The organism is Mucilaginibacter endophyticus, assembly GCF_003351025.1.
Taxonomy (GTDB): Bacteria; Bacteroidota; Bacteroidia; order Sphingobacteriales; family Sphingobacteriaceae; genus Mucilaginibacter; species Mucilaginibacter endophyticus.
The window spans coordinates 86,459-106,380 of the sequence record NZ_QPCG01000012.1; the positions used below are offsets into that span (position 1 = coordinate 86,459).

The window sequence follows — 19,922 nt, forward strand, 5'->3', positions numbered from 1 at the left end:
CGTAACACATAACGTTTTTCAAAACAAACTATCCTGCAAAAATAAGTACAATTAACTTTTAGTTATTGTTTTTTATTCAGCCAAAAAGAATGACTTTAAAAAAAGATAGATTTTTTTAAATTTAAGTACTTTTGCACTGTGAACAATACAAAAGATAAAATTGACATCCGCAGCCTGAGTCTGAATGCTTTACAGGAGCATTTCATCCGCATGGATGAAAAAGGCTTCAGGGCAAAACAGGTATATGAATGGCTTTGGAAAAAATCTTGCTTTTCTTTCAACGAGATGAGCAATATTTCAAAAGAACTCCGTGCTAAACTGGATGCAAATTTTGTAATTAATAATGTAAAAATTAATTCCTCACAGGTTAGTGCTGATAAAACTATAAAAAATTCTTTTATTTTACACGATAACCACTTAATTGAGGGTGTTTTGATTCCCACCCCCGGCCGTATGACAGCCTGTGTATCATCACAGGTAGGTTGCAGCCTCACCTGTAAATTTTGCGCTACCGGATATATGGAGCGCAAAAGGAACCTTAACCCGGATGAAATTTACGACCAGGTAGTTTTGATTGATCAGCAGGCCCGTGAAAACTACGGTCAGCCTTTATCAAATATTGTTTACATGGGTATGGGCGAGCCGCTGCTCAACTATGCCAATATGATGAAATCAATTGAGCGCATCACCTCCGAAGATGGGCTTAATATGGCTGCCAAGCGTATCACTGTATCAACTGCCGGCATTGCCAAAATGATCAAAAAACTGGGCGACGACCAGGTGAAGTTTAACCTTGCCCTGTCCCTGCATGCCGCAAACGACGAAAAGCGTAACACCATTATGCCTATCAACGAGCAAAACTCGTTAAAGGCACTGGCCGAGGCTTTGAAATATTACTATGCTAAAACCAAAAACCCGGTAACCTACGAGTACATTATTTTTGATGGTGTAAACGATGGGATCCAGGATGCTATAGAGCTGGCTAAATTTTGCAAGCACCTGCCATGCAAGGTTAATATCATTGAATATAATCCCATTGCCTTTGCAAGCTACATTAACGCCGGCGAAGATAAGGTTGAAGCATTTGCCGATTATCTTACTAAACAAGGCATCAACACGCACCTGCGCCGAAGCCGCGGTAAGGATATTGATGCGGCCTGCGGACAGCTTGCCATCAAAGAAAAAGATAAACTGGCCGAAGTTTAAAAAATCCGACTTAAATTGAGGGCATGAAATTACTGCGTGCCTACCTTGCCGATTTTGCCGCCTTGCTGTTTCCGGAGCTTTGCCCGGCTTGCCAGGCAAGTTTAGTGGCAGGGGAACACATTATTTGCAGCGATTGCCGTTTTAATTTACCTTTTACCAATTTTCATCAGCAGCCTGCCAACATTGTGGCCCAGCAGTTTTGGGGTAAAATACACGTTGAGGCTGCCTACGCGCTTTATTATTTTCATAAAGGTGGCAAGATCCAGAACCTGATGCATCATTTTAAATATAAGGGCATGCAGCAGATAGGCAACCTCCTTGGCGCTATTGCCGGCGCGCAACTGGCTTCAAATGACATTTTCAGCTCGACAGATCTCATTATCCCTGTCCCCTTGCACAAACGCCGCCTACGCGAACGTGGTTATAACCAAAGTGCCTGTTTTGCTCATGGGCTTGCCGAAAAACTAAATGCTGTTGTTGATGAGCATAGCCTTGTGCGAACGGTGGCCACCAAAACGCAAACCCAGCGGTCGCGCTTTGCCCGGTTTGAAAATATGCAGAATGTATTCGCTGTTAGAGATCCTGCCGCACTTGAGGGCAAGCATATTTTGCTGGTTGATGACATTGTAACCACCGGCTCAACCCTTGAGGCCTGCGGAGCGGAGTTATTGAAAGTACCCGGGGTAAAGTTGAGTATTGCCGCGATAGCTTACGCGGTGTAGAAAAGCATTAAAGCTTTATTTTTCATACCATTGCGAGGAGGAACGACGAAGCAATCGCATGCTATACAAAGCGGCCGTGCTTCCGTGCGGTTGCCACGCTTCGCTGGCAATGACATAGCTTTTTACCTACTGCTGCTGATACCTGCTTAGTTTATCGTAAAGCACCCTTGGATCAAAAGGCTTAAGAATATAGTCATTCATGCCTGCGTTGTTGATCTCGCCCATTTGATTGCTGAGCATGGATGCGGTAAGTGCTATAATGGGCAACTGTTTAAAATAAGGATCTGTTTTAGAACGGATAATGCCTGTGGCCTCCAATCCGCCCATTTCGGGCATGTGGATATCCATCAGCACCACGTTATAGCCGCGGTTGGCTTCAACCTTTTCAATAGCTTCAATGCCGTTTTCAGCAAAATCGGCATGAGCCCCCCACTTCTTTAATATTTTATTAATAAGCAAGCGGTTGATCTGGTTGTCGTCTACTACTAAAACGTTTATTTTAAGTCCTTCTTCCACGTTATTATTTTTTCTCTGTTGCTTTATATCAGCTTTTTTAAATCCAATGGTAAACCAAAATGTCGAACCTTTCCCCGGCACACTATCCACGTTTATCCGCGAATCATGTAATTCAATAAGGCGTTTACTGATAGCCAAACCTAAACCGGTACCGCCATACTTACGTGTGGTATCTGTATCGGCCTGTTTAAACTGCTCAAATATAGTACCCAGTTTATCTGCCGGGATACCAATGCCGGTATCTGTTACAGCAAACCTGATGCGTACATCCCGCTCGGTTTCCTGGATAACTTTTAAATCGATATTAACACCGCCGTAATGTGTAAACTTAACCGCGTTGCCTACTAAGTTAAGCAATATCTGGATAAGGCGTGTCCGGTCGCCAATCACTTCATCAGGGACAACCTCCTCAACGCTTTTGCTAATATAAATCTTTTTTTCGGCAGCCTTAAACTGCATCGAACTTGTTATGCTGTTAACCAGTTCCCGCAGGTTAACCGTGGCCTTTTCAAGCTCAACGTTGCCTGTTTCAATTTTAGCCAGATCCAGCACATCGTTAATCAACGTCATGAGGTTCTCGGCCGAAAACTTAAGGATATTAAGATTTTCCTTTTGCGACTCGGCAGGATCATCATCCAGCAATATGTGCGACATACCAATTACGGCATTTAGCGGCGTACGGATTTCGTGGCTCATCACCGATATGAACATATCTTTGGCCCGGTTAAGCTGTATTGCCTCTTCCCTTGCCGAAATAAGCTCAATCTCGGCCTTCTTCTTAGCCGTGATATCAATAATTACTTCAATGTATTTGTCAACCTCGTTTTTACTGTTCAGTATAACCGAGTTTATAACCGAGATCCACAAAGGCTGCCTGTCCTTACGGTAAACCAGCAGGTCCACCTCAAATGATTGCTTTTGCCGGGATAGTTCCCGGGCTTTTTGTATGATAGATACATCGGTAAGCTCACCCTTCAATATATCGCCCAGGTGCACATCTTTTACATCAGCAAGCGTATAACCTGTAATATTTTCAAATGCTCGGTTAACCCATTCTACCTTACCATCGCTGTTATTAATCACTACTCCACTGGTGGTATTGCTTGCCACTAACGATAGTTGCTTCAACTGCTCTTCGGTAGCTTTGCGCTCGCTGATATCAACCATCACCCCTATCTGCCGTTCAACCTGTCCGGTTTCGTTAAGCAAAGGGCTATTTGACAGGAAAGCCCAGATAGGAGTTTGATCTTTTTTGTAGATCTTGATCTCTACCTCGTATGAACGCTTTTCTTCAACTGCTTTAACAGCATCTTTAAAAACCTCCAGGTCGGTATCCTCACCCAGCAACATGGTGCCAAAGGCCCGGCCCTGCATTTCGGTAAATGTATAACCTGTTATGTTTTCAAGGGCCTCGTTCATCCAGATCACCTTACCCTCGGCATCGCGGATCAGGATACCGCTTGGTGATTTACGTGCCGCGAACGATAAGATCTCGACTTCCTGTTCGGCCAGTTTACGTTTGGTGATATCTATAATTACCCTGATGGATTTATCAACACTTCCATCGGTATTATAAATGAGCGAGTTCATCACCGAGATCCACTTTGGCGAACCATCCTTTGCGTTGAAAGAAAGCTCTACCTCGTACGACACCTTGTTGCGGATGGCCTCTTCCAGCTTTTCCATAGCCTCAGGACTTAACGGCTTCCCCTTTATAACGTCACGCAGGCGAAGTTGCTTAACATCTGCATAAGCATAACCCGTTATGTTTTCAAACGCGTCGTTTGTCCATAATATCTGGTCCTCGGCATCACTGATCACAACCCCATTGCTCACCTTACTGGCCACCAGCGAAAGCAGTTCGAGATCCTGGGCCACCTGTTTCTGATAGGTAATATCGCGCCCGCTGGCAAACCATTTATCGTCTTTAAAAGTTACCGACCAGCTTATCCACTTATTATCCCCTTCAACAGTAATTACGGGAGTTTCAATTTCAAATTTGCGTTGCTGTTTACTGATGCCCTTTTTTAATACAGCCAATGATTGTTCACGCGCCTCCTCCGGAAAAAAACTCCAGATAGGCATGCCGCATACCTCCTCTGCGGAATAACCCAAAACAGATTTTACCGCGCGGTTGATATGTCCGATTTTAAAATCCCTGTCCATAATGCAATGGATATCGGGCGAGCTATCAAAAAGGTCATAAAATTCTTCGCGAACGGCAAGGCTTTGCTCCAGTTTAAGCTTTTGTTTGCGGAGCTCCAGGTGAGACATTACCTCATCGGCCAGTACACGTAAGGCATCGCGCTGTTCGGCAGTAAGCTTGCGGGGTTTAGTATCTACTACGCATAATGAGCCTAAGCGGAGACCGTCGGGATTGATCAGCGGCGCACCGGCGTAAAAGCGTATGCCCATTCCGTTGGCAATAGGGTTATCTCTGAATTCTTCATCTTCATTCGAATCTGGAATTTCAAGAAGGGCGTCGGATTGGATAGTGCGGTTACAAAAAGCGTCGGCGCGGGGTGTTTCCTCCGCGTCGACGCCGTATGTTGATTTAAACCATTGCCTGTCGGCATCCAGCAGCGTAATTAACGCTATAGGAGCCTGGCATATATAAGAAGCTAAACGCGTAATGGCGTCATATTCCTTTTCGGGCATGGTATCCAAAACATGATATGATTGGAGCGCGGCTAAACGCTTATCTTCTATGTTTGATGGATCTTCCTGCCTTGGTGTCATTTTTTATTCTGAGTCCTTATCTCTGTACAACGGAAAATCGTACATTAACTTGTGAACCCTTTTACGAATTTTTTTGATAGAATGTTCATTTTCAGGATCAGAAATTACAGCATCTATCAATTCAACAATGTGCTCCATGTGTTTTTCCTTCATGCCACGGGTTGTAATAGCGGCAGTACCCACACGGATACCTGAAGTTACAAATGGTGATTTATCATCGTAAGGCACCATGTTTTTGTTCACGGTGATATCGGCAGTTACCAAAGCATTTTCTGCTGCTTTGCCGGTGATGTTTTTATTGCGCAGGTCGATAAGCATTAAGTGATTATCGGTACCGCCAGAAATGATCTGGTAGCCCAACTTCACAAATGCCTCGGCCATAGCATCGGCATTCTTTTTAACCTGTACAATGTATTTCATGTAGTTTTCACTCAAAGCTTCGCCAAAAGCAACAGCTTTAGCAGCTATGATATGCTCAAGCGGACCACCTTGTGTACCCGGGAATACAGCCATATCCAACAATGACGACATCATCCTGATTTCGCCTTTTGGAGTTTTATGGCCCCATGGGTTTTCAAAATCTTTACCCATCATGATCAGGCCACCGCGCGGGCCACGTAATGTTTTGTGGGTGGTAGTAGTAACAATATGGCAATGCGGAAGCGGATCTGTTAACAAACCACGTGCAATTAAACCGGCAGGGTGTGAAATATCGGCCAGTACCAAAGCACCAACTTCGTCAGCTACCTTACGGATAAACTCATAATCCCAATCGCGTGAGTATGCAGAAGCACCGGCGATGATCAGTTTTGGTTTTTCGCGCAGGGCAACTTCTTTCAGCTGATCATAGTCAACCAAACCGGTTTCTTTATTAACCCCATAAAAATGAGGCTCATACAATTTACCCGAAAAGTTAACAGGCGAACCATGCGTTAAGTGACCACCGTGAGAAAGGTCAAAACCTAATATTTTATCGCCCGGCTGCAATACCGCAAGCATAACTGCCGCGTTTGCCTGTGCGCCAGAGTGTGGCTGTACGTTAACCCACTCGGCGTTAAACAATTGCTTAGCGCGCTCGATAGCTATGGTTTCAATTTCGTCAACCACCTGGCAGCCGCCATAATAGCGCTTGCCCGGTAAACCTTCGGCATATTTGTTGGTTGCAACAGAACCTGCAGCTTCCATAACCTGCCTGCTTACAAAATTCTCAGATGCAATAAGCTCAATACCCTCTTCCTGGCGTTGTTGCTCTTCATCCAATAGCTTAAATATCAGTTTGTCTCTTTTCATTGTGTGTTTTTAACGGCGCTAAGTTAGCGAAAAAGATAGATTTGAGATGTGAGATATTAGATTTGAGATGTAAGCAATGTTAGATTTTACTTAATTAAAAGTAAACACAATATTATTTGCTGTTGAGGCTTTTACAGCGAATAAAACAACAATAATTAATTACAAAGCTTAGCCTTGAAGTAACATTAATAAACAACGAATTGGTTTAAGCCAATATTAATGCTTAAACAAGCATATTATTCCTCCGCAGTTATCAATTGATATCCCTTTGTCATTACCGGCGAACCGCCCTAAATCTCATCCCATTCACGATATTATCTTATAACAGTCAGATAACCTGCAAATCTATTTGCTGTTCCATCGTTAGGGTTAACAACATAATAATAGCAACCTGTCGGCACCGGCTTTCCTTTGTAGGTACCATCCCAGGGGTGGCTGTAGCCTCTTGAAAAATATATTTGCAGCCCATAACGATTATAAACGTCTACCGTACAATTTGAATAGTATTGCAAATCATTAATCACCCATTGATCGTTGATCCCATCGCCGTTAGGGGTAAAGGTGTTATATATTTTAATGTCTTTCGATGATAAAAATACTGTCAGTTCACCGGGAATATAATTGATAATATAGTCATCGGATTGGGCACCACTAACTATTATTGGATATTTACCAGGGATTGAATTGGTTTCTGCGGTTGTACTAATTACAGGTTGTTGTGTTATTTGTGCAGGGCTGTCATTGTTAACAAAACCTGTATAAGTTACTGTTAAAGTTGGATTAGCTTTGAGGAACGCCCTTGATAAATCGTCAGCCTTAATGGTTAGCGGTGCTTTATTGATTGCTATTGCACCAGGAACATATTGTATCGTATAATTATCCGGGTTAAAACTGCCTCCGGTAGCCCCCGATGGAGTTATCGACAAATCATAAACGCCAGTATGAGCAGTGGCATTACCTCCTTCGCCGTAGTTAAGCGTAACACTGCTAATGGTTTCTCCGTTTTTAAGGCCTATCTCATCAAAATTAGTAGAACTACCGTTAACCAATTTTTCCCCATAAATTTTAAGAACCGGTATTGCTTTAACAATGAGCGGAGCGGGCGTAACATTGCCAATAACCGGTACTACAAGATCCTGCGCACCCGCAGAGCTTGCATTCAAATTGCTGGTATGATTGCCAGCCGCGGCATCTGAAGTTAACCTGATATAAACTACTGAAGAAACTGTACTTCCTGCCGGCGACAGCGTAACAGAATTACCAAAAATATTATTGTCCTTGCTTACCTGGAAACCCGGCGGCGCTGTTATGATAATATCCCCCGTAAGATCGGAGCCTGAAATATTGATAGTCTGTGCCACCGAAGCTGTACCATATTCTGTTTGAAGTGTTACCTGCTGCCCCGTATAAGAAATAGCCGGTGCCGGCGGACCAACAGTTAAATCGGCGGGTAAATATGTTATAGTATAATTATCCGGCGAGAACGTACCACCACCGGCATTATACGGTATAACCGAGCCTGAGTAAAAGCCCTGCGCTGCTGTTGCCTGTGCGCCATTGCCATATTTTATAGCAATGCTGCCTACCGTTTCGTTATTTTTCAAACCCAAAACTGTAAAATTATTTGTCGACGGGATATTAGCAAGCGTGGAGCCATACGGCTTGGTTAGGTTAGTAACGTTTATAGTAAGCGGGGCCGGAATAACTGTACCCACCACGTGTACGTTTAAAGTTGTTCCAACTGTGGTGAATATTACGTTACTATCATAGGTTTGTTTAACCTGTGCGGTAGGCTTCAACCTGATATAAATGGTTGCCCCAGGTATAGCTCCGGATGCATTGGGTGATAATTGAACCGTATTGCCGAAGTTTCTGTCGTCAAGGCTAATGATAAATCCATCCGGCGCGTTTACAGTCACATTATCTGTAAGATACTCGCCCGAGACGCGTATTTTGGCCGATGACGACCCGGTAGCATCGCCATAAACGATTTGCATGGTGTATAATTGCCCAAGGTCATGCAATATTGGGCCTGTCGGCAGTACTTTTAAATCGGCAGACTGATAGGTAATATCATAATTGCTGGGCAAAAACGTTCCGCCTCCGGCAGCGATTGGAATAACAGAAAGCGGATAAGTGCCTACCGCGGCCGACGCTTCAGCACCTGCCCCATAATGCATGGTTACGTTGCCTATGTTTTCAGAATTCTTTAATCCTACAGAGCTGAACCCATCCGGTTTTGGGCCATCTGTAAGCGTAGTACCATAAGCTTTAGTTGCTTCGGTAGCCGTAATGGTAAGGGGAGCGGGAATGATATTCATTTGATTTGTCCCATTATAATGGATATCATAATTGCTGGCTAAAAATCCATTTTCGCCCTGAAAGTCGGACAATGAAACCTTATCCGAGTAATCGCCCACCGGATCCGTACCGGCCATGCCTCCGCTAAAAGTAAATTTGATGGATTTTGCGGTGTTGCCATTTTGTAAACCGGGCATATCGGTAATAAATCCCGGATCCCCCTTCGAGAATAGAACAGTTGCCGGAAGTTCATTGCCATACACTTTAACAACCTTACCCCATACATTCAATTGAGTTGGCACAACCGTACCTGCCGGTATATTTACAACCTGGTCTTGCGCCCCTGCTGTAGCCAATGTAAAACTTCCGTTGTATTGGCCTACGTTAGCTTTTCCCGATAGCCGGATAAATACCGTAGCCGACACCGAACCGGCGGCACCCACGGTAACGCTATTTGTAAAATTAATATTATCAACACTTACCTCAAACCCATTAGCCGCAGTAACACTTATCCCTCCCTGCAAATTACTACCGGTTACAGTAATGCTTGTTGAAGTAGTTGGAAAGCCATATGATGTGCTAACTGCAACGAAACTACCAGAAAACTGCATTTGAGGGACAGCAGCATTTGTGCGAATTGCAGAGAGTGCCTCCGGAACCTGTTTAATACTGCTGACATTAACTTTAGTTTTTTGAATTTGGTTAACGGTAGTACAATTCTGACAGGTACCAAAAATCTGAATTGAGGCAGAAGCGGGCTTTATTTGTGCGTACAGTACTTGAATTTGTAATAAAAAAAAGCTTAAAACACCAATTATAAATATTTTGAAGTGCATGGTTCAGGTGCAATAGTTTAAAGTCTTAAAGATAAATCTTTTTTGCAAAACCGAGTTTGCAACTTACTATATCTTCATTGACTAAAACCTAAAGCTAAAGGCTTAAAACTTTCAATGCATCACCGAAAAGCATTACGCTTTCAGCCTTTAGCTTTCCGCTGCAAAACATACTTTTTTCAGACGCCCGATTTTTATTTCTTGCCCGGTACTTCCATCTTAACCGGCCGTAGCAATTGTGAAAAAGTGAGTGATCCCATCTTCCATTTACCGTTTTCTTTAACGTATACTTCCGTCACCATGAAAGCATGTACAACTTCGTTTCCGCCTACTACCGCCAGCAAGTCGATATCATTTAACAGGATGGCTGTGTTATCCAAAATATTTACTGAAGTGGAGTAAACGTCTGCTTTCTTATACCAGATCCCTCCTGATTTGATTACGTTGAGCTCCTGTGGTTTCCCCCAGCTTCCGCCCATATGAACAAACACAGCTTTTTCATCAAACAGCACATTTAGCGAATCAACATTTTTGTCGGCCATCCAGGCCCATTTGGCTTTAGACAGATTAATGATCTCCTGCTCTGCTTTTGTGGGTGCAGGTGATGTATTTTGTGTTTGCGCACCGGCTAACCGCACCCCGGCAATTAGCAGGAATAATGTGATAATTGATACCTTCATAATTTTACAGAATTTATCGGTTGCTAAATTATTTCACACTGTTATATTCCGCGTCGGTTACCCTTTGCAGCCATTGGGTTTTATTTGTTGCCCCATTGGTGCTAACTGCAACGTACGTGAAGGCTGACTCTGGTGATGCGCCGTGCCAGTGGGCTACACCGGGAACACATTTAATCACATCCCCTTTATGAACCACCTGAATTGGCTTTCCTTTTTCCTGGTAATAGCCGGTTCCTTCTGTAATCATCAGAATTTGCCCGGCCGGGTGGATATGCCAGTCGAGTTTAGCACCCGGCGCAAACGTCGCGGTAGCTATATTGCAATCAATTACGCTATCGGCCTTGTTTAATTCCCTGAGCCACACATCCCCTGTATGATTATTGGTTTTAGATAATTCGCCTTTTGTGAAGATGGCGGCCGTTTGGGCCATCGCGCGGGTAGAAACTACAGTTCCTAATAACACCAATACATACAATACTTTTTTCATGATTTTTTGCAGGTTTAATTATTCAATTTTCTTTCTCCAAGCCATTTTACCATTGCCGGATCGCGATGGTCAAAAAAGCTGCTTGTTTTAGTATCCAACGTTTTAACAGCGTCCATATCTTCGGAGCTCAGTTCAAAATCGAAGATGTTGATATTCTCTTCCATTCGCTCTTTGCGTACCGACTTGGGAATGGCCACAACTCCCCTTTGCGTAAGCCAGCGAAGGATAACCTGAGCTATTGATTTATTGTACTTCCCGGCAATGGTTTGCAGTAGTTCGTTATGAAAAATATTGTTTTTTCCCTCGGCAAATGACCCCCATGATTCTATCTGCACCCTGTTATCGATCATGAAATGCTGCGCTTCATTCTGCTGATGAAAAGGGTGGGTTTCAACCTGGTTAACAGCCGGAATAATCTCGTTATGGACGATGAGGTCGATCAACCTGTCGGGGTGGAAATTACTCACACCTACAGCCCTTACCTTGCATTCTTTATATAAATCTTCCATTGCCCGCCATTCGCCGTACACATCGCCATATGGCTGATGCATCAGATATAGGTCCAGGTAATCTAACTGCAGCTTTTTCAATGAACTTTCAAAAGCCTTTTTTGCCCCGGCATAACCGTCCCGCTGGATCCAAAGCTTTGTAGTAATAAATAATTCTTCCCTTGCTACACCGCTTGCTTTGATAGCACTGCCTACAGCTTCTTCGTTCATGTAAGACGCTGCGGTATCAATTAAACGGTAGCCTGTTTCAATGGCATCGCTTACACTTCTTTCACACTCCGCCAGATCCGTTACCTGGAATACACCAAATCCAAGAATTGGCATTTCGACACCATTATTTAATTTAACTTTTTGCATAGCTGATATTTACTAAGACAAAGTTGAGGCATTTTGCCCGCCGAAACAGGATACAGATTACGGATGTTTATACCATTATTACAGGTCGGGCCACTTGCAGTGCCAACCCATTGATTAATAGCGTAAATTCGGGAATTAAAACAGAGTGAATATGGATAGCATGCGCCGTTTCAATACAATAAGTGAGTACAATGCATTTAACAACAACGAAACCAAACACCCGTTAGTGAGTGTTGTCGACCTGTCCAAAGCCGATCCAAGGCAGGGCTCTAAAATGTATTTCGGCTTTTATATCGTGTTTTTAAAAGATGTTAAATGTGGCGATATGGTGTATGGCAGAAACACCTATGATTACCAGGAAGGGACATTGGTTTTACTTGCGCCCGGGCAGGTAGCCGGCATAAATAGCAACGGCGAAACCTATCAGCCGAAAGGTAACGCGCTGGCCTTCCACCCCGATCTCATACACGGCACTTCGCTCGGCAAGCGAATCCACGGATACAGCTTTTTCGGCTACCAGTCGAACGAGGCACTACACCTGTCCGAACGTGAAAGGAACATCGTTTTAGATTGTTTCTCTAAAATTGATTATGAACTGGAGCGGGGTGTAGATAAGCATAGCAAACACTTGATTATTGCCAATATTGAATTGTTTTTGGATTACAGCACCCGTTTTTACGACCGCCAGTTCATCACTCGCGATCATGTGCATCAAGGCATTTTAGCAAAGTTCGAAAACCTGTTGAACGATTATTTCGGATCAGACAAGCCGCAAACTATTGGTTTGCCTGCCGTTGCCTGGTGTGCAGAGCAAATGAACCTTTCGGCAAACTACTTTGGCGATCTGGTTAAAAAAGAAACAGGGAAAACTGCCCAGGAATATATCCAGGCCAAACTGATTGATATGGCCAAGGAAAAAATCTTTGATGGAAATAAAACTATCAACCAGGTGGCTTACGAATTAGGATTTAAATATCCACAACACTTTGCCCGCCTGTTTAAAAAAAGAGTTGGTCATACCCCCCAGGAGTACCGGTCATTAAATTAAGAAACAAATGCTTACCCAGATAAATGAGTTTTGTCTGTGATAAGTATCAAGGTATCACCAGCGTGAGATTGGTGATTTAGTTGATTACCGAATGGTAACGGTGTTCCGGGGTGAGATCCGGAACATTTTTAATTTATATGTTTAAAAAATTGAAAGCATAAAGCTTTTGCATCAGTTCCAAAAAAGCGCCGAATTTTAGGCTTTTAGCCTTCTACTTCCAGCTCGCCTTTAGGCGAAATCCAGAAATTATTATACCCTAGTCCTATCTGAATGTCTATCAAATCCTGCTGCAGCATTTCAAGCACTGCTAAAAAGTTGTATACAAAATGCACCTTGTTTTCAGACTCTTTGGCGATAGCCTTAAAGTCGAGCATTTTATTGATCCGGAGCAGATCGGCAACCGCCTTTTTTTGCTTTTCGATAGTATAGGGATACTGGACAACCGTGTGTTTTACTTCCTCGCTGCGGCGCGTAAAATTGCGGAGCATCCGCTCATAAACCACCATCAGGCGGTAAAGGGTTAGTTCGGACAGTTCTTCGCCTGGAACGGCCACTTTTTCAACCTGCTCAAGGTCATGCTTGATATTGCCGCGCCTTTCCTGTTTAAAGCGCTCATCTTCCATGGGCCTTATCTCTTCGCAAACCTCCTTGAACTTTTTGTATTCGATGAGTTTCCTGATCAGGTTTTCTTTGGTATCCGGATCATCGGCGGCTTCTTCGGTACCGTAACGCGGCAATAACATTTTGGCCTTGATACGCATAAGCGTTGCCGCAACGAAAATAAACTCGCTGGCAATTTCCATATTGAGACTCGACATCTGGTGCAGGTAGTTCAGAAAATCATCGGCAATTTTTGCGATAGGGATATCGTGGATATCCAGTTCATCGCGCTCAATGAAAAACAGCAGCAGGTCAAACGGGCCTTCAAACTGGGGTAACCTAATGGCAAAACTATCGTCGGTCATAAAGGGTCAAAAATAAACATTTTACAACATCAAATAATTACAAATCAGCCGCCTTTACCAAGCCCTTACTTATTGTATGGGTATTCATTAATCCAATGAAAACCACGACTGTTCAGCCTGAATTTATTCAGATCAAATTTTTCAAGGCTGATATGAAGCGAATCAATACCGCACTTCCCGGTCAAAATCAATTTGGTTTTACCAGATTCGGCATAGTTAAAGTAATACTTGTTTATCGTATCGGCATCGGTAAACATCACTATGGTATGCGCTTTAATATCTGATCTAAAAGTGTAATTTTCGGTACTGTCATTCATCTTTTTCACCATGGCACGGCCCGAGGCTCCTACCATCAATTTACGCCAGCGGTTGATGTTAGTAGTTAAGGGGGCAACAGTATCTTTATTTAACACATAGGTTTGAATATCATAAATGCCATAAAGATGCGGCTTTACAGCAGCATCGCCATATTGGGTGGCAGCTTTAATATCATCATTGATATTTGATACTAACAGATAGAGCAGCAAAATATATTTAAAAACGGAAAGCGTAACATTTTTCCATTTAAGCCGGAAACGGTGTGGTTCAATTTCTGACGGTGGCGCAGGCTTATTAAGAAAAAAGAAGTTGATGAGCCGGCCGGCATCCTTTGAAAGGAGGAACAGCGACATGAGCACAAGCGTGGTCGACAATAATTTAACAGGTACATCAAAGCAGTAATTGATGGCCATAATATTCCCGGCAACCACAAGGCCCAAAACGGCACCCAAGGTGGTGGTTTTGCGAAAAAAGAGCAACACCCCGCAGCTTACCTCCGCTATTCCCGTAAAATAATTGAAGCCCCTTGAGTATCCCATGTAAGTCCAGGCCAATCCCATAGGCGACGCGTTGCCAATTGATTGCACCAGCCGGCCTGGTGACGGCGAGGGAAACTGCAGCTTGATAACCTTTACAAATCCATAACTAAGCATGGTTATACCCACATAATACCTTACAATAACGCACAGCCAATAAAAAAGCTTGTTATAATTGCGGGACCTACTGTCGGCAATTGACCATATTAGGGTACCTATTGCTGCAACAGTTGCTATAAACAAAATGATCAGATAATCGTAAGTAGTATCACCGCTGCCGTTAGTAAAAACGGTTATGGGTTGTGCTAAATGTAAAACATGTTGGGCCAGCCAGGGAATCAGCGTATGGAACGGTTTAATGTAGTATTCGGCGATAACTTCCGTGTACGGCAGTACGCCATTTGGATTAAAAATAATGTACAAAGTAAAAAGCTGCAGGATAAACCTAAAAGCTATTTTTTGCGGGGCCGACCAGAAAAGCGGGCTGGCATTTGTCTCCGTCATAAATTATAACAAGGTTAATGGTTTGAGGAAAGCTAAATATAATAATTTGCGGTAGCATCTGTAAGCTAAATGTTTATAGCCTGTAGCTATGAGGCTATTATTGCACTTTACACCGTATTCGGCACAGTCGCAAAACAATTAATACATTTATATGTCCTTATTTTAACAATAATTACCTTATTTTGCAGGTTAAATATCCTTACGAATGTCAATGCAGGTACCGGCCGGAAATTTATTACAAAAAATAAATTATCCATCTGATTTAAAGCTACTTAATGAAAACGAGCTTGAACAGGTATGCAAAGAACTACGCCAGTATATTATTGACGTGGTATCCGTTAATGGCGGGCACTTTGCCGCCAGCCTGGGTGTAGTTGAACTTACGGTAGCGCTACAATATGTACTCAATACCCCTTATGACCAGTTGGTTTGGGACGTTGGCCACCAGGCTTACGGTCATAAAATACTTACAGGCCGCCGGGATGAGTTTCATACCAACCGTATTCACGGTGGAATCAGCGGCTTCCCAAAACGTTCGGAAAGTGAATATGATACATTTGGCGTAGGCCACTCATCAACCTCTATTTCCGCAGCATTGGGCATGGCTGTTGCCTCTCATTACAAAGGCGAAACCGACAGGCAGCACGTGGCGGTAATTGGCGATGGTGCTATGACCGCGGGTATGGCTTTTGAAGCCCTTAACCATGCCGGTATCGAGAATTCAAACTTACTGGTGATCCTGAACGATAATAACATGGCCATCGACCCTAACGTTGGCGCATTGAAAGAATATCTTACAGACATCGCCATCTCAAAGCCATATAACCGCTTCAGGGACGATATAGCGCATGTACTGGCCAAGCTATCATCTATTGGCCCCGATGCGTTTAAAATTGCTCAAAAGCTCGAAAAAAGCATTAAAGGCACCCTGCTTAAACGCAGCAACTTTTTTGAAGCACTTAAGTTCAGGTATTTTGGGCCTATTGACGGGCACGATGTAAATCACCTGATAAAAGTATTGAAGGACCTGCGCGATATTCCAGGGCCAAAACTGTTGCATTGCATCACGGTAAAAGGTAAAGGTTATGCCCTTGCCGAAAAAGATCAGACCAAATGGCACGCTCCCGGTTTGTTTGATAAAATTACCGGCGAGATCAAGAAAACTAAATACGATAAGCCTCAGCCTCCTAAATTCCAGGATGTGTTTGGGCATACCATAATTGAACTGGCAGAGCAAAACCCTAAAATCATGGGGATCACTCCGGCCATGCCTTCCGGCTGTTCATTAAACCTGATGATGAAGGCTATGCCAAACCGCGCGTTTGACGTGGGCATTGCCGAGCAGCATGCGGTAACTTTCTCCGCGGGTTTAGCAACCCAGGGACTTGTTCCGTTCTGTAACATTTACTCCAGCTTTATGCAGCGGGCTTATGACCAGGTGATCCATGACGTAGCTATACAAAAGCTCAACGTTATATTTTGCCTTGACCGCGCCGGTTTTGCCGGGGCTGATGGTGCTACACACCACGGCGCTTATGACATGGCTTACATGCGTTGCATACCAAACATGGTTGTGTCTGCCCCAATGAATGAGGAAGAACTTCGTAACCTGATGTTCACTGCCCAGCAGGAAAACATGGGGCCATTCGTGATCAGGTACCCTCGTGGTAACGGTGTTATGGTTGACTGGCAGCGTCCGTTTAAAGCCATCCCGGTAGGCAAAGGCCGCAAGGTTTGCGATGGCGACGATGTTGCGATCCTTTCTATCGGCGCTATCGGTAACGAAGTAGTTAAAGCTATTACCGAACTTAATGCCGAAGGTTATAATCCAGCCCACTACGATCTCCGGTTTGTAAAACCGCTTGACAAAGCTTTATTGCACGATGTATTCAGCAAGTTTAATAAAGTAATTACCGTTGAAGATGGCTGTATTGAAGGCGGTGCAGGTAGCGCGGTGCTTGAATTTATGGCAGATAATGGCTACACCAACATTCAGGTGAAACGCCTGGGCATTCCGGATACATTCATTGAACATGGTGATCAACCCGAGCTTTGGGCAGATTGCGGTTTCAATGCCAACGGAATAGCCGAGCAGGTACGCAACATGGCCGAAAAAAGAAGCGTGAATACTATTGCATCGTAACGTTCGCATTCTCAAAATAGGGACATATCATTTTTGACATATGGACGGGATACTTTATATTGAAAATTTCATCAACGATCCCGTCCAACTTTTTGATTTCCTGGTAACGAATATCAGTTGGGACGAGCGAATGGCTGCCCGTAAAACGGCCAGCTATGGGGAAGCCTATAACTATTCGCAAATTAGCTATCCCTATCAACAACTATTGCCCCAATTAGAAGCTATAATAAATAGTCTAACGCCTCTCATCAATTTTATCGCCAATAACTGCCTCTTAAATTATTATTTAGACGGGAAGGCTAAAATGGGTTATCACTCCGACCAAACAGATATTCTATACCCAAACACAGGAGTGGCTATAATTTCTGTAGGAGAAACTCGCACTTTAAGATTTCGCAATATCGAAAACAAAGACGAGTTTGTGAATTACGAACTAAAACCGGGTAGTCTGATATATATGACACAAGAAGTTCAAACAAAATGGCATCACGCTGTTCCGTCCTCGGATACAGAAAACAGTAGAATAAGCCTTACTTTTCGAAAAATCAAAGCATAGCCGATGTGATAATCGGTCATACTTTATGTTAATAGCTTAACAATTGCATTTGAAACCTTTATTAAGCTTGCGCTTTTTAATGTACCGGCCGTGCGTAATATTATCTTTTTATCAGCTGTAAAAATACGCGAAGGACGAATATTTGAAGCCACAGGTAAAGATCCTCTCGCAAAATCTGTCTGATCAATAGCAATAGCATAAGCATCTTTACTTTGCTGACTTGTTATCTGACATAAAATAATGTCATCACCCTGCAAGTCAGCTAATACCAAGGCAGGCCTTTTCTTGCTGCCCGATAAATCAGAAAAAGGAAATGGAATAACTACGATGTCCCCTTTTACAAATCCTGCCATGCCTTATCTTCTTCTGCTGTCAACCAGCTTTTAGCTAACACTGCCTCAGTAGCAAAATGAGTAGAAATATTGTCCATACTTTCTGCAGTATTATCCGCTTCCTCAATAGTAAATGCAATAACCTCTACCTGCTTGCCAACAAATTCTTCTGGTAAGCTGATTGATATATTACGATTACTTGGCTTAACAACTGTCCTGATCATAATCAAATATACTAAAAGTAAAGGTCTATCCCGAAATCCTAATTACTATCAATGAACCTTATAACTTGCCAAATCATTATATATAGCACGGAACGAGCTTCGGATACCAAAAGTCAGCATAGATGTTTTATCATTAAACTGATCATTTTTATCCCTGCGGATTAAACCGCCAAGCTCAAACCTTAAATTATATTTAGGATTAATTAAATAAGCCACCTTGCCTTCGAGATAAACCATATTGGTAGTTAAGCCCTGCCCTGTATAATTGCCGTATTCACGCGCAGGATCGCGATAGCCCTGATATGGATCTTTACCATAGTTTAGACCGTTAACATCGAGACCATAATGTCCATAATCTATCTCGCCTGTAAAGTCAAACCTTTTATATGAATAATTCAATAAGCCTACAGCCTCACGGAAATTAGCTCCCCATGGATGTCCGATTGGCTCTCCATTTTCAGTATAGTTAATTACAGATGTACGTTCTGAGTAAGTATAAGGCTTAACATTGTTTGTTTCAACCAGGTAGTTTAACCCCTTAACGTTAAACAGATTTGCTCCCCTTATACCCAACTGAAAGCCGTATTTATTACGTGAACTACCCTTACTTGAAAAAAAGCTTGATGACTCAAACTCGTCAAGAGCGAACTGTCCATAAGCGGTAATGCCATCGGTTAACTTGTATTTAGCGGTAAAACCAATCAACGCATTGTCAGGCGAACCGTTTGAGGCTTCAACCGGCCTTAAAAATATTACCGGGTTCACATAAGTAAAATCAAAGCCCCGTTTATGACCTAAATCGTCTTTAGCTGCCCATATTACAGCATCAAAGAAACCGAGCGATAACCTGTTAGTTACATTCCAGTCCAGGTAATGGAACACACCAAATTTCTTCCTGTCACCATTATCTACCTTTATGGAAAGTGGATCATCAAAATAGGTCCACATGGCCATATACCGTACATTACCCAGCGTTGCTGTTAATTTGAAGAAGGGATAAGGTGACGCGTAATCAGATAATAATAATGAACGATAACCATCACCAACAAAAGTTTTGTCACGACCGGCACTGATATTCAAAAACTTTACAGGGGTATAAGAAACGTTGGCGGTGATGTATGACCAGCGGTATTCATTACCATAAATACCAGCGTATGCCTGCCCGGGAGCTATGCCAACCTGGTTAACGTAAGTTTGCAGGTAATTGGGCAATACGGCACGGTTTTCATAACCGGCAATATTATATGAAAAGTTTTTACCGAAAGTTCCGCCAAACTGGATGCCAAGCGTACCAAAATTGGTATTCTTTTTACCGGAGAAATCGCGGCTAACATTAAAGTCGGGCAGCAGATCGGCATAAAAAGTGGAGTTTTTACTTTTCACATCAATTTGGTGTTCGTTAAAAAAACGGCCTTTAAGCCCGTTCAGGTTCATTAATGAATCATAGTGCTCCTTCAAAAGCGAATCATCAACCATAAACGGCCTTAGTGAGCTATGCACCCTTGTTTTGGTTGAATAAACATCCTCATTAAGTTTTTGGTAAAACTGGTAATTATAAGGCTGATATTCGGACTGGGCCTCCGCAAATCCGCTTATCAACAACAGTAAAATAATGCTTGTAAATATTCTCTTCATATATAGGTTATACGTTTGGTC

Annotated in this window: 16 protein-coding genes; 5 read left to right on the top strand and 11 right to left on the bottom strand. The window is 43.0% G+C overall.

What is annotated here, in order from left to right; translation table 11 throughout:
• Window positions 1-138 precede the first annotated feature (138 nt).
• Window positions 139-1,206 (top strand): dual-specificity RNA methyltransferase RlmN, encoded by a 1,068-nt coding sequence (rlmN, locus tag DUL71_RS30310; protein WP_114941566.1) that lies wholly within the window; start codon window positions 139-141, stop codon window positions 1,204-1,206.
• 23 nt (window positions 1,207-1,229) lie between these two features.
• Window positions 1,230-1,928 carry a ComF family protein gene (locus DUL71_RS30315; protein WP_114941567.1) on the top strand — a complete coding sequence of 233 codons (699 nt, stop codon included), beginning with the start codon at window positions 1,230-1,232 and terminating at the stop codon, window positions 1,926-1,928.
• A gap of 126 nt (window positions 1,929-2,054) precedes the next feature.
• Here DUL71_RS30315 and DUL71_RS30320 read toward each other — a convergent pair whose 3' ends face one another.
• From DUL71_RS30320 to DUL71_RS30345, 6 genes are all read right to left on the bottom strand, one after another.
• Window positions 2,055-5,183, bottom strand: coding sequence for a PAS domain S-box protein (locus tag DUL71_RS30320; protein WP_114941568.1), 3,129 nt, complete (start codon window positions 5,181-5,183; stop codon window positions 2,055-2,057).
• A gap of 3 nt (window positions 5,184-5,186) precedes the next feature.
• Window positions 5,187-6,473 (bottom strand): serine hydroxymethyltransferase, encoded by a 1,287-nt coding sequence (locus DUL71_RS30325; protein WP_112575641.1) that lies wholly within the window; start codon window positions 6,471-6,473, stop codon window positions 5,187-5,189.
• A 314-nt stretch (window positions 6,474-6,787) separates the two neighbouring features.
• Window positions 6,788-9,385, bottom strand: a complete 2,598-nt coding sequence (locus DUL71_RS30330; protein WP_161964549.1) for an MBG domain-containing protein — start codon at window positions 9,383-9,385, stop codon at window positions 6,788-6,790.
• A gap of 416 nt (window positions 9,386-9,801) precedes the next feature.
• Window positions 9,802-10,287 (bottom strand): nuclear transport factor 2 family protein, encoded by a 486-nt coding sequence (locus DUL71_RS30335; RefSeq protein ID WP_114941570.1) that lies wholly within the window; start codon window positions 10,285-10,287, stop codon window positions 9,802-9,804.
• Window positions 10,288-10,315: 28 nt separating this feature from the next.
• A complete protein-coding gene (locus tag DUL71_RS30340; protein WP_114941571.1) occupies window positions 10,316-10,774 on the bottom strand; it encodes a cupin domain-containing protein in 459 nt (152 codons plus the stop codon).
• Between the two features lie 14 nt (window positions 10,775-10,788).
• Complete coding sequence (locus DUL71_RS30345; protein WP_114941572.1) at window positions 10,789-11,640, bottom strand: aldo/keto reductase; 852 nt, start codon at window positions 11,638-11,640, stop codon at window positions 10,789-10,791.
• 151 nt (window positions 11,641-11,791) lie between these two features.
• Here DUL71_RS30345 and DUL71_RS30350 point away from each other — a divergent pair, with 151 nt between their 5' ends.
• Window positions 11,792-12,688, top strand: coding sequence for a helix-turn-helix domain-containing protein (locus DUL71_RS30350; RefSeq protein WP_114941573.1), 897 nt, complete (start codon window positions 11,792-11,794; stop codon window positions 12,686-12,688).
• Window positions 12,689-12,891: 203 nt separating this feature from the next.
• On the opposite strand, the gene DUL71_RS30355 is transcribed toward DUL71_RS30350, so the two are convergent.
• Both DUL71_RS30355 and DUL71_RS30360 read right to left on the bottom strand, forming a co-directional pair.
• Window positions 12,892-13,653 (bottom strand): segregation and condensation protein A, encoded by a 762-nt coding sequence (locus tag DUL71_RS30355; protein WP_114941574.1) that lies wholly within the window; start codon window positions 13,651-13,653, stop codon window positions 12,892-12,894.
• A gap of 65 nt (window positions 13,654-13,718) precedes the next feature.
• Window positions 13,719-15,011: a hypothetical protein gene (locus tag DUL71_RS30360; protein WP_114941575.1), complete on the bottom strand. Its 1,293-nt coding sequence runs from the start codon at window positions 15,009-15,011 to the stop codon at window positions 13,719-13,721.
• Between the two features lie 211 nt (window positions 15,012-15,222).
• Between DUL71_RS30360 and dxs the strand changes: the two genes are divergently transcribed.
• Window positions 15,223-17,154 (top strand): 1-deoxy-D-xylulose-5-phosphate synthase, encoded by a 1,932-nt coding sequence (gene dxs / locus DUL71_RS30365; RefSeq protein WP_114941576.1) that lies wholly within the window; start codon window positions 15,223-15,225, stop codon window positions 17,152-17,154.
• A 40-nt stretch (window positions 17,155-17,194) separates the two neighbouring features.
• Entirely contained in the window at window positions 17,195-17,710 is a 516-nt protein-coding gene (locus DUL71_RS30370; RefSeq protein WP_114941577.1) for an alpha-ketoglutarate-dependent dioxygenase AlkB, read from the top strand.
• A 23-nt stretch (window positions 17,711-17,733) separates the two neighbouring features.
• Here the strand turns inward: DUL71_RS30370 and DUL71_RS30375 are convergent, their stop codons facing one another.
• The 3 genes from DUL71_RS30375 to DUL71_RS30385 are packed head-to-tail and all read right to left on the bottom strand — an operon-like array spanning window position 17,734 to window position 19,901.
• Window positions 17,734-18,063 carry a type II toxin-antitoxin system PemK/MazF family toxin gene (locus DUL71_RS30375; protein ID WP_114941578.1) on the bottom strand — a complete coding sequence of 110 codons (330 nt, stop codon included), beginning with the start codon at window positions 18,061-18,063 and terminating at the stop codon, window positions 17,734-17,736.
• On the bottom strand, window positions 18,048-18,266 hold the full coding sequence (locus tag DUL71_RS30380) for a hypothetical protein (RefSeq protein ID WP_114941579.1): 219 nt from the start codon (window positions 18,264-18,266) through the stop codon (window positions 18,048-18,050). The genes DUL71_RS30375 and DUL71_RS30380 overlap by 16 nt, the downstream gene beginning before the upstream one ends.
• A 48-nt stretch (window positions 18,267-18,314) precedes the next feature.
• Window positions 18,315-19,901 (bottom strand): gliding motility protein RemB, encoded by a 1,587-nt coding sequence (locus tag DUL71_RS30385; RefSeq protein WP_114941580.1) that lies wholly within the window; start codon window positions 19,899-19,901, stop codon window positions 18,315-18,317.
• Between the last annotated feature and the right edge of the window lie 21 nt (window positions 19,902-19,922).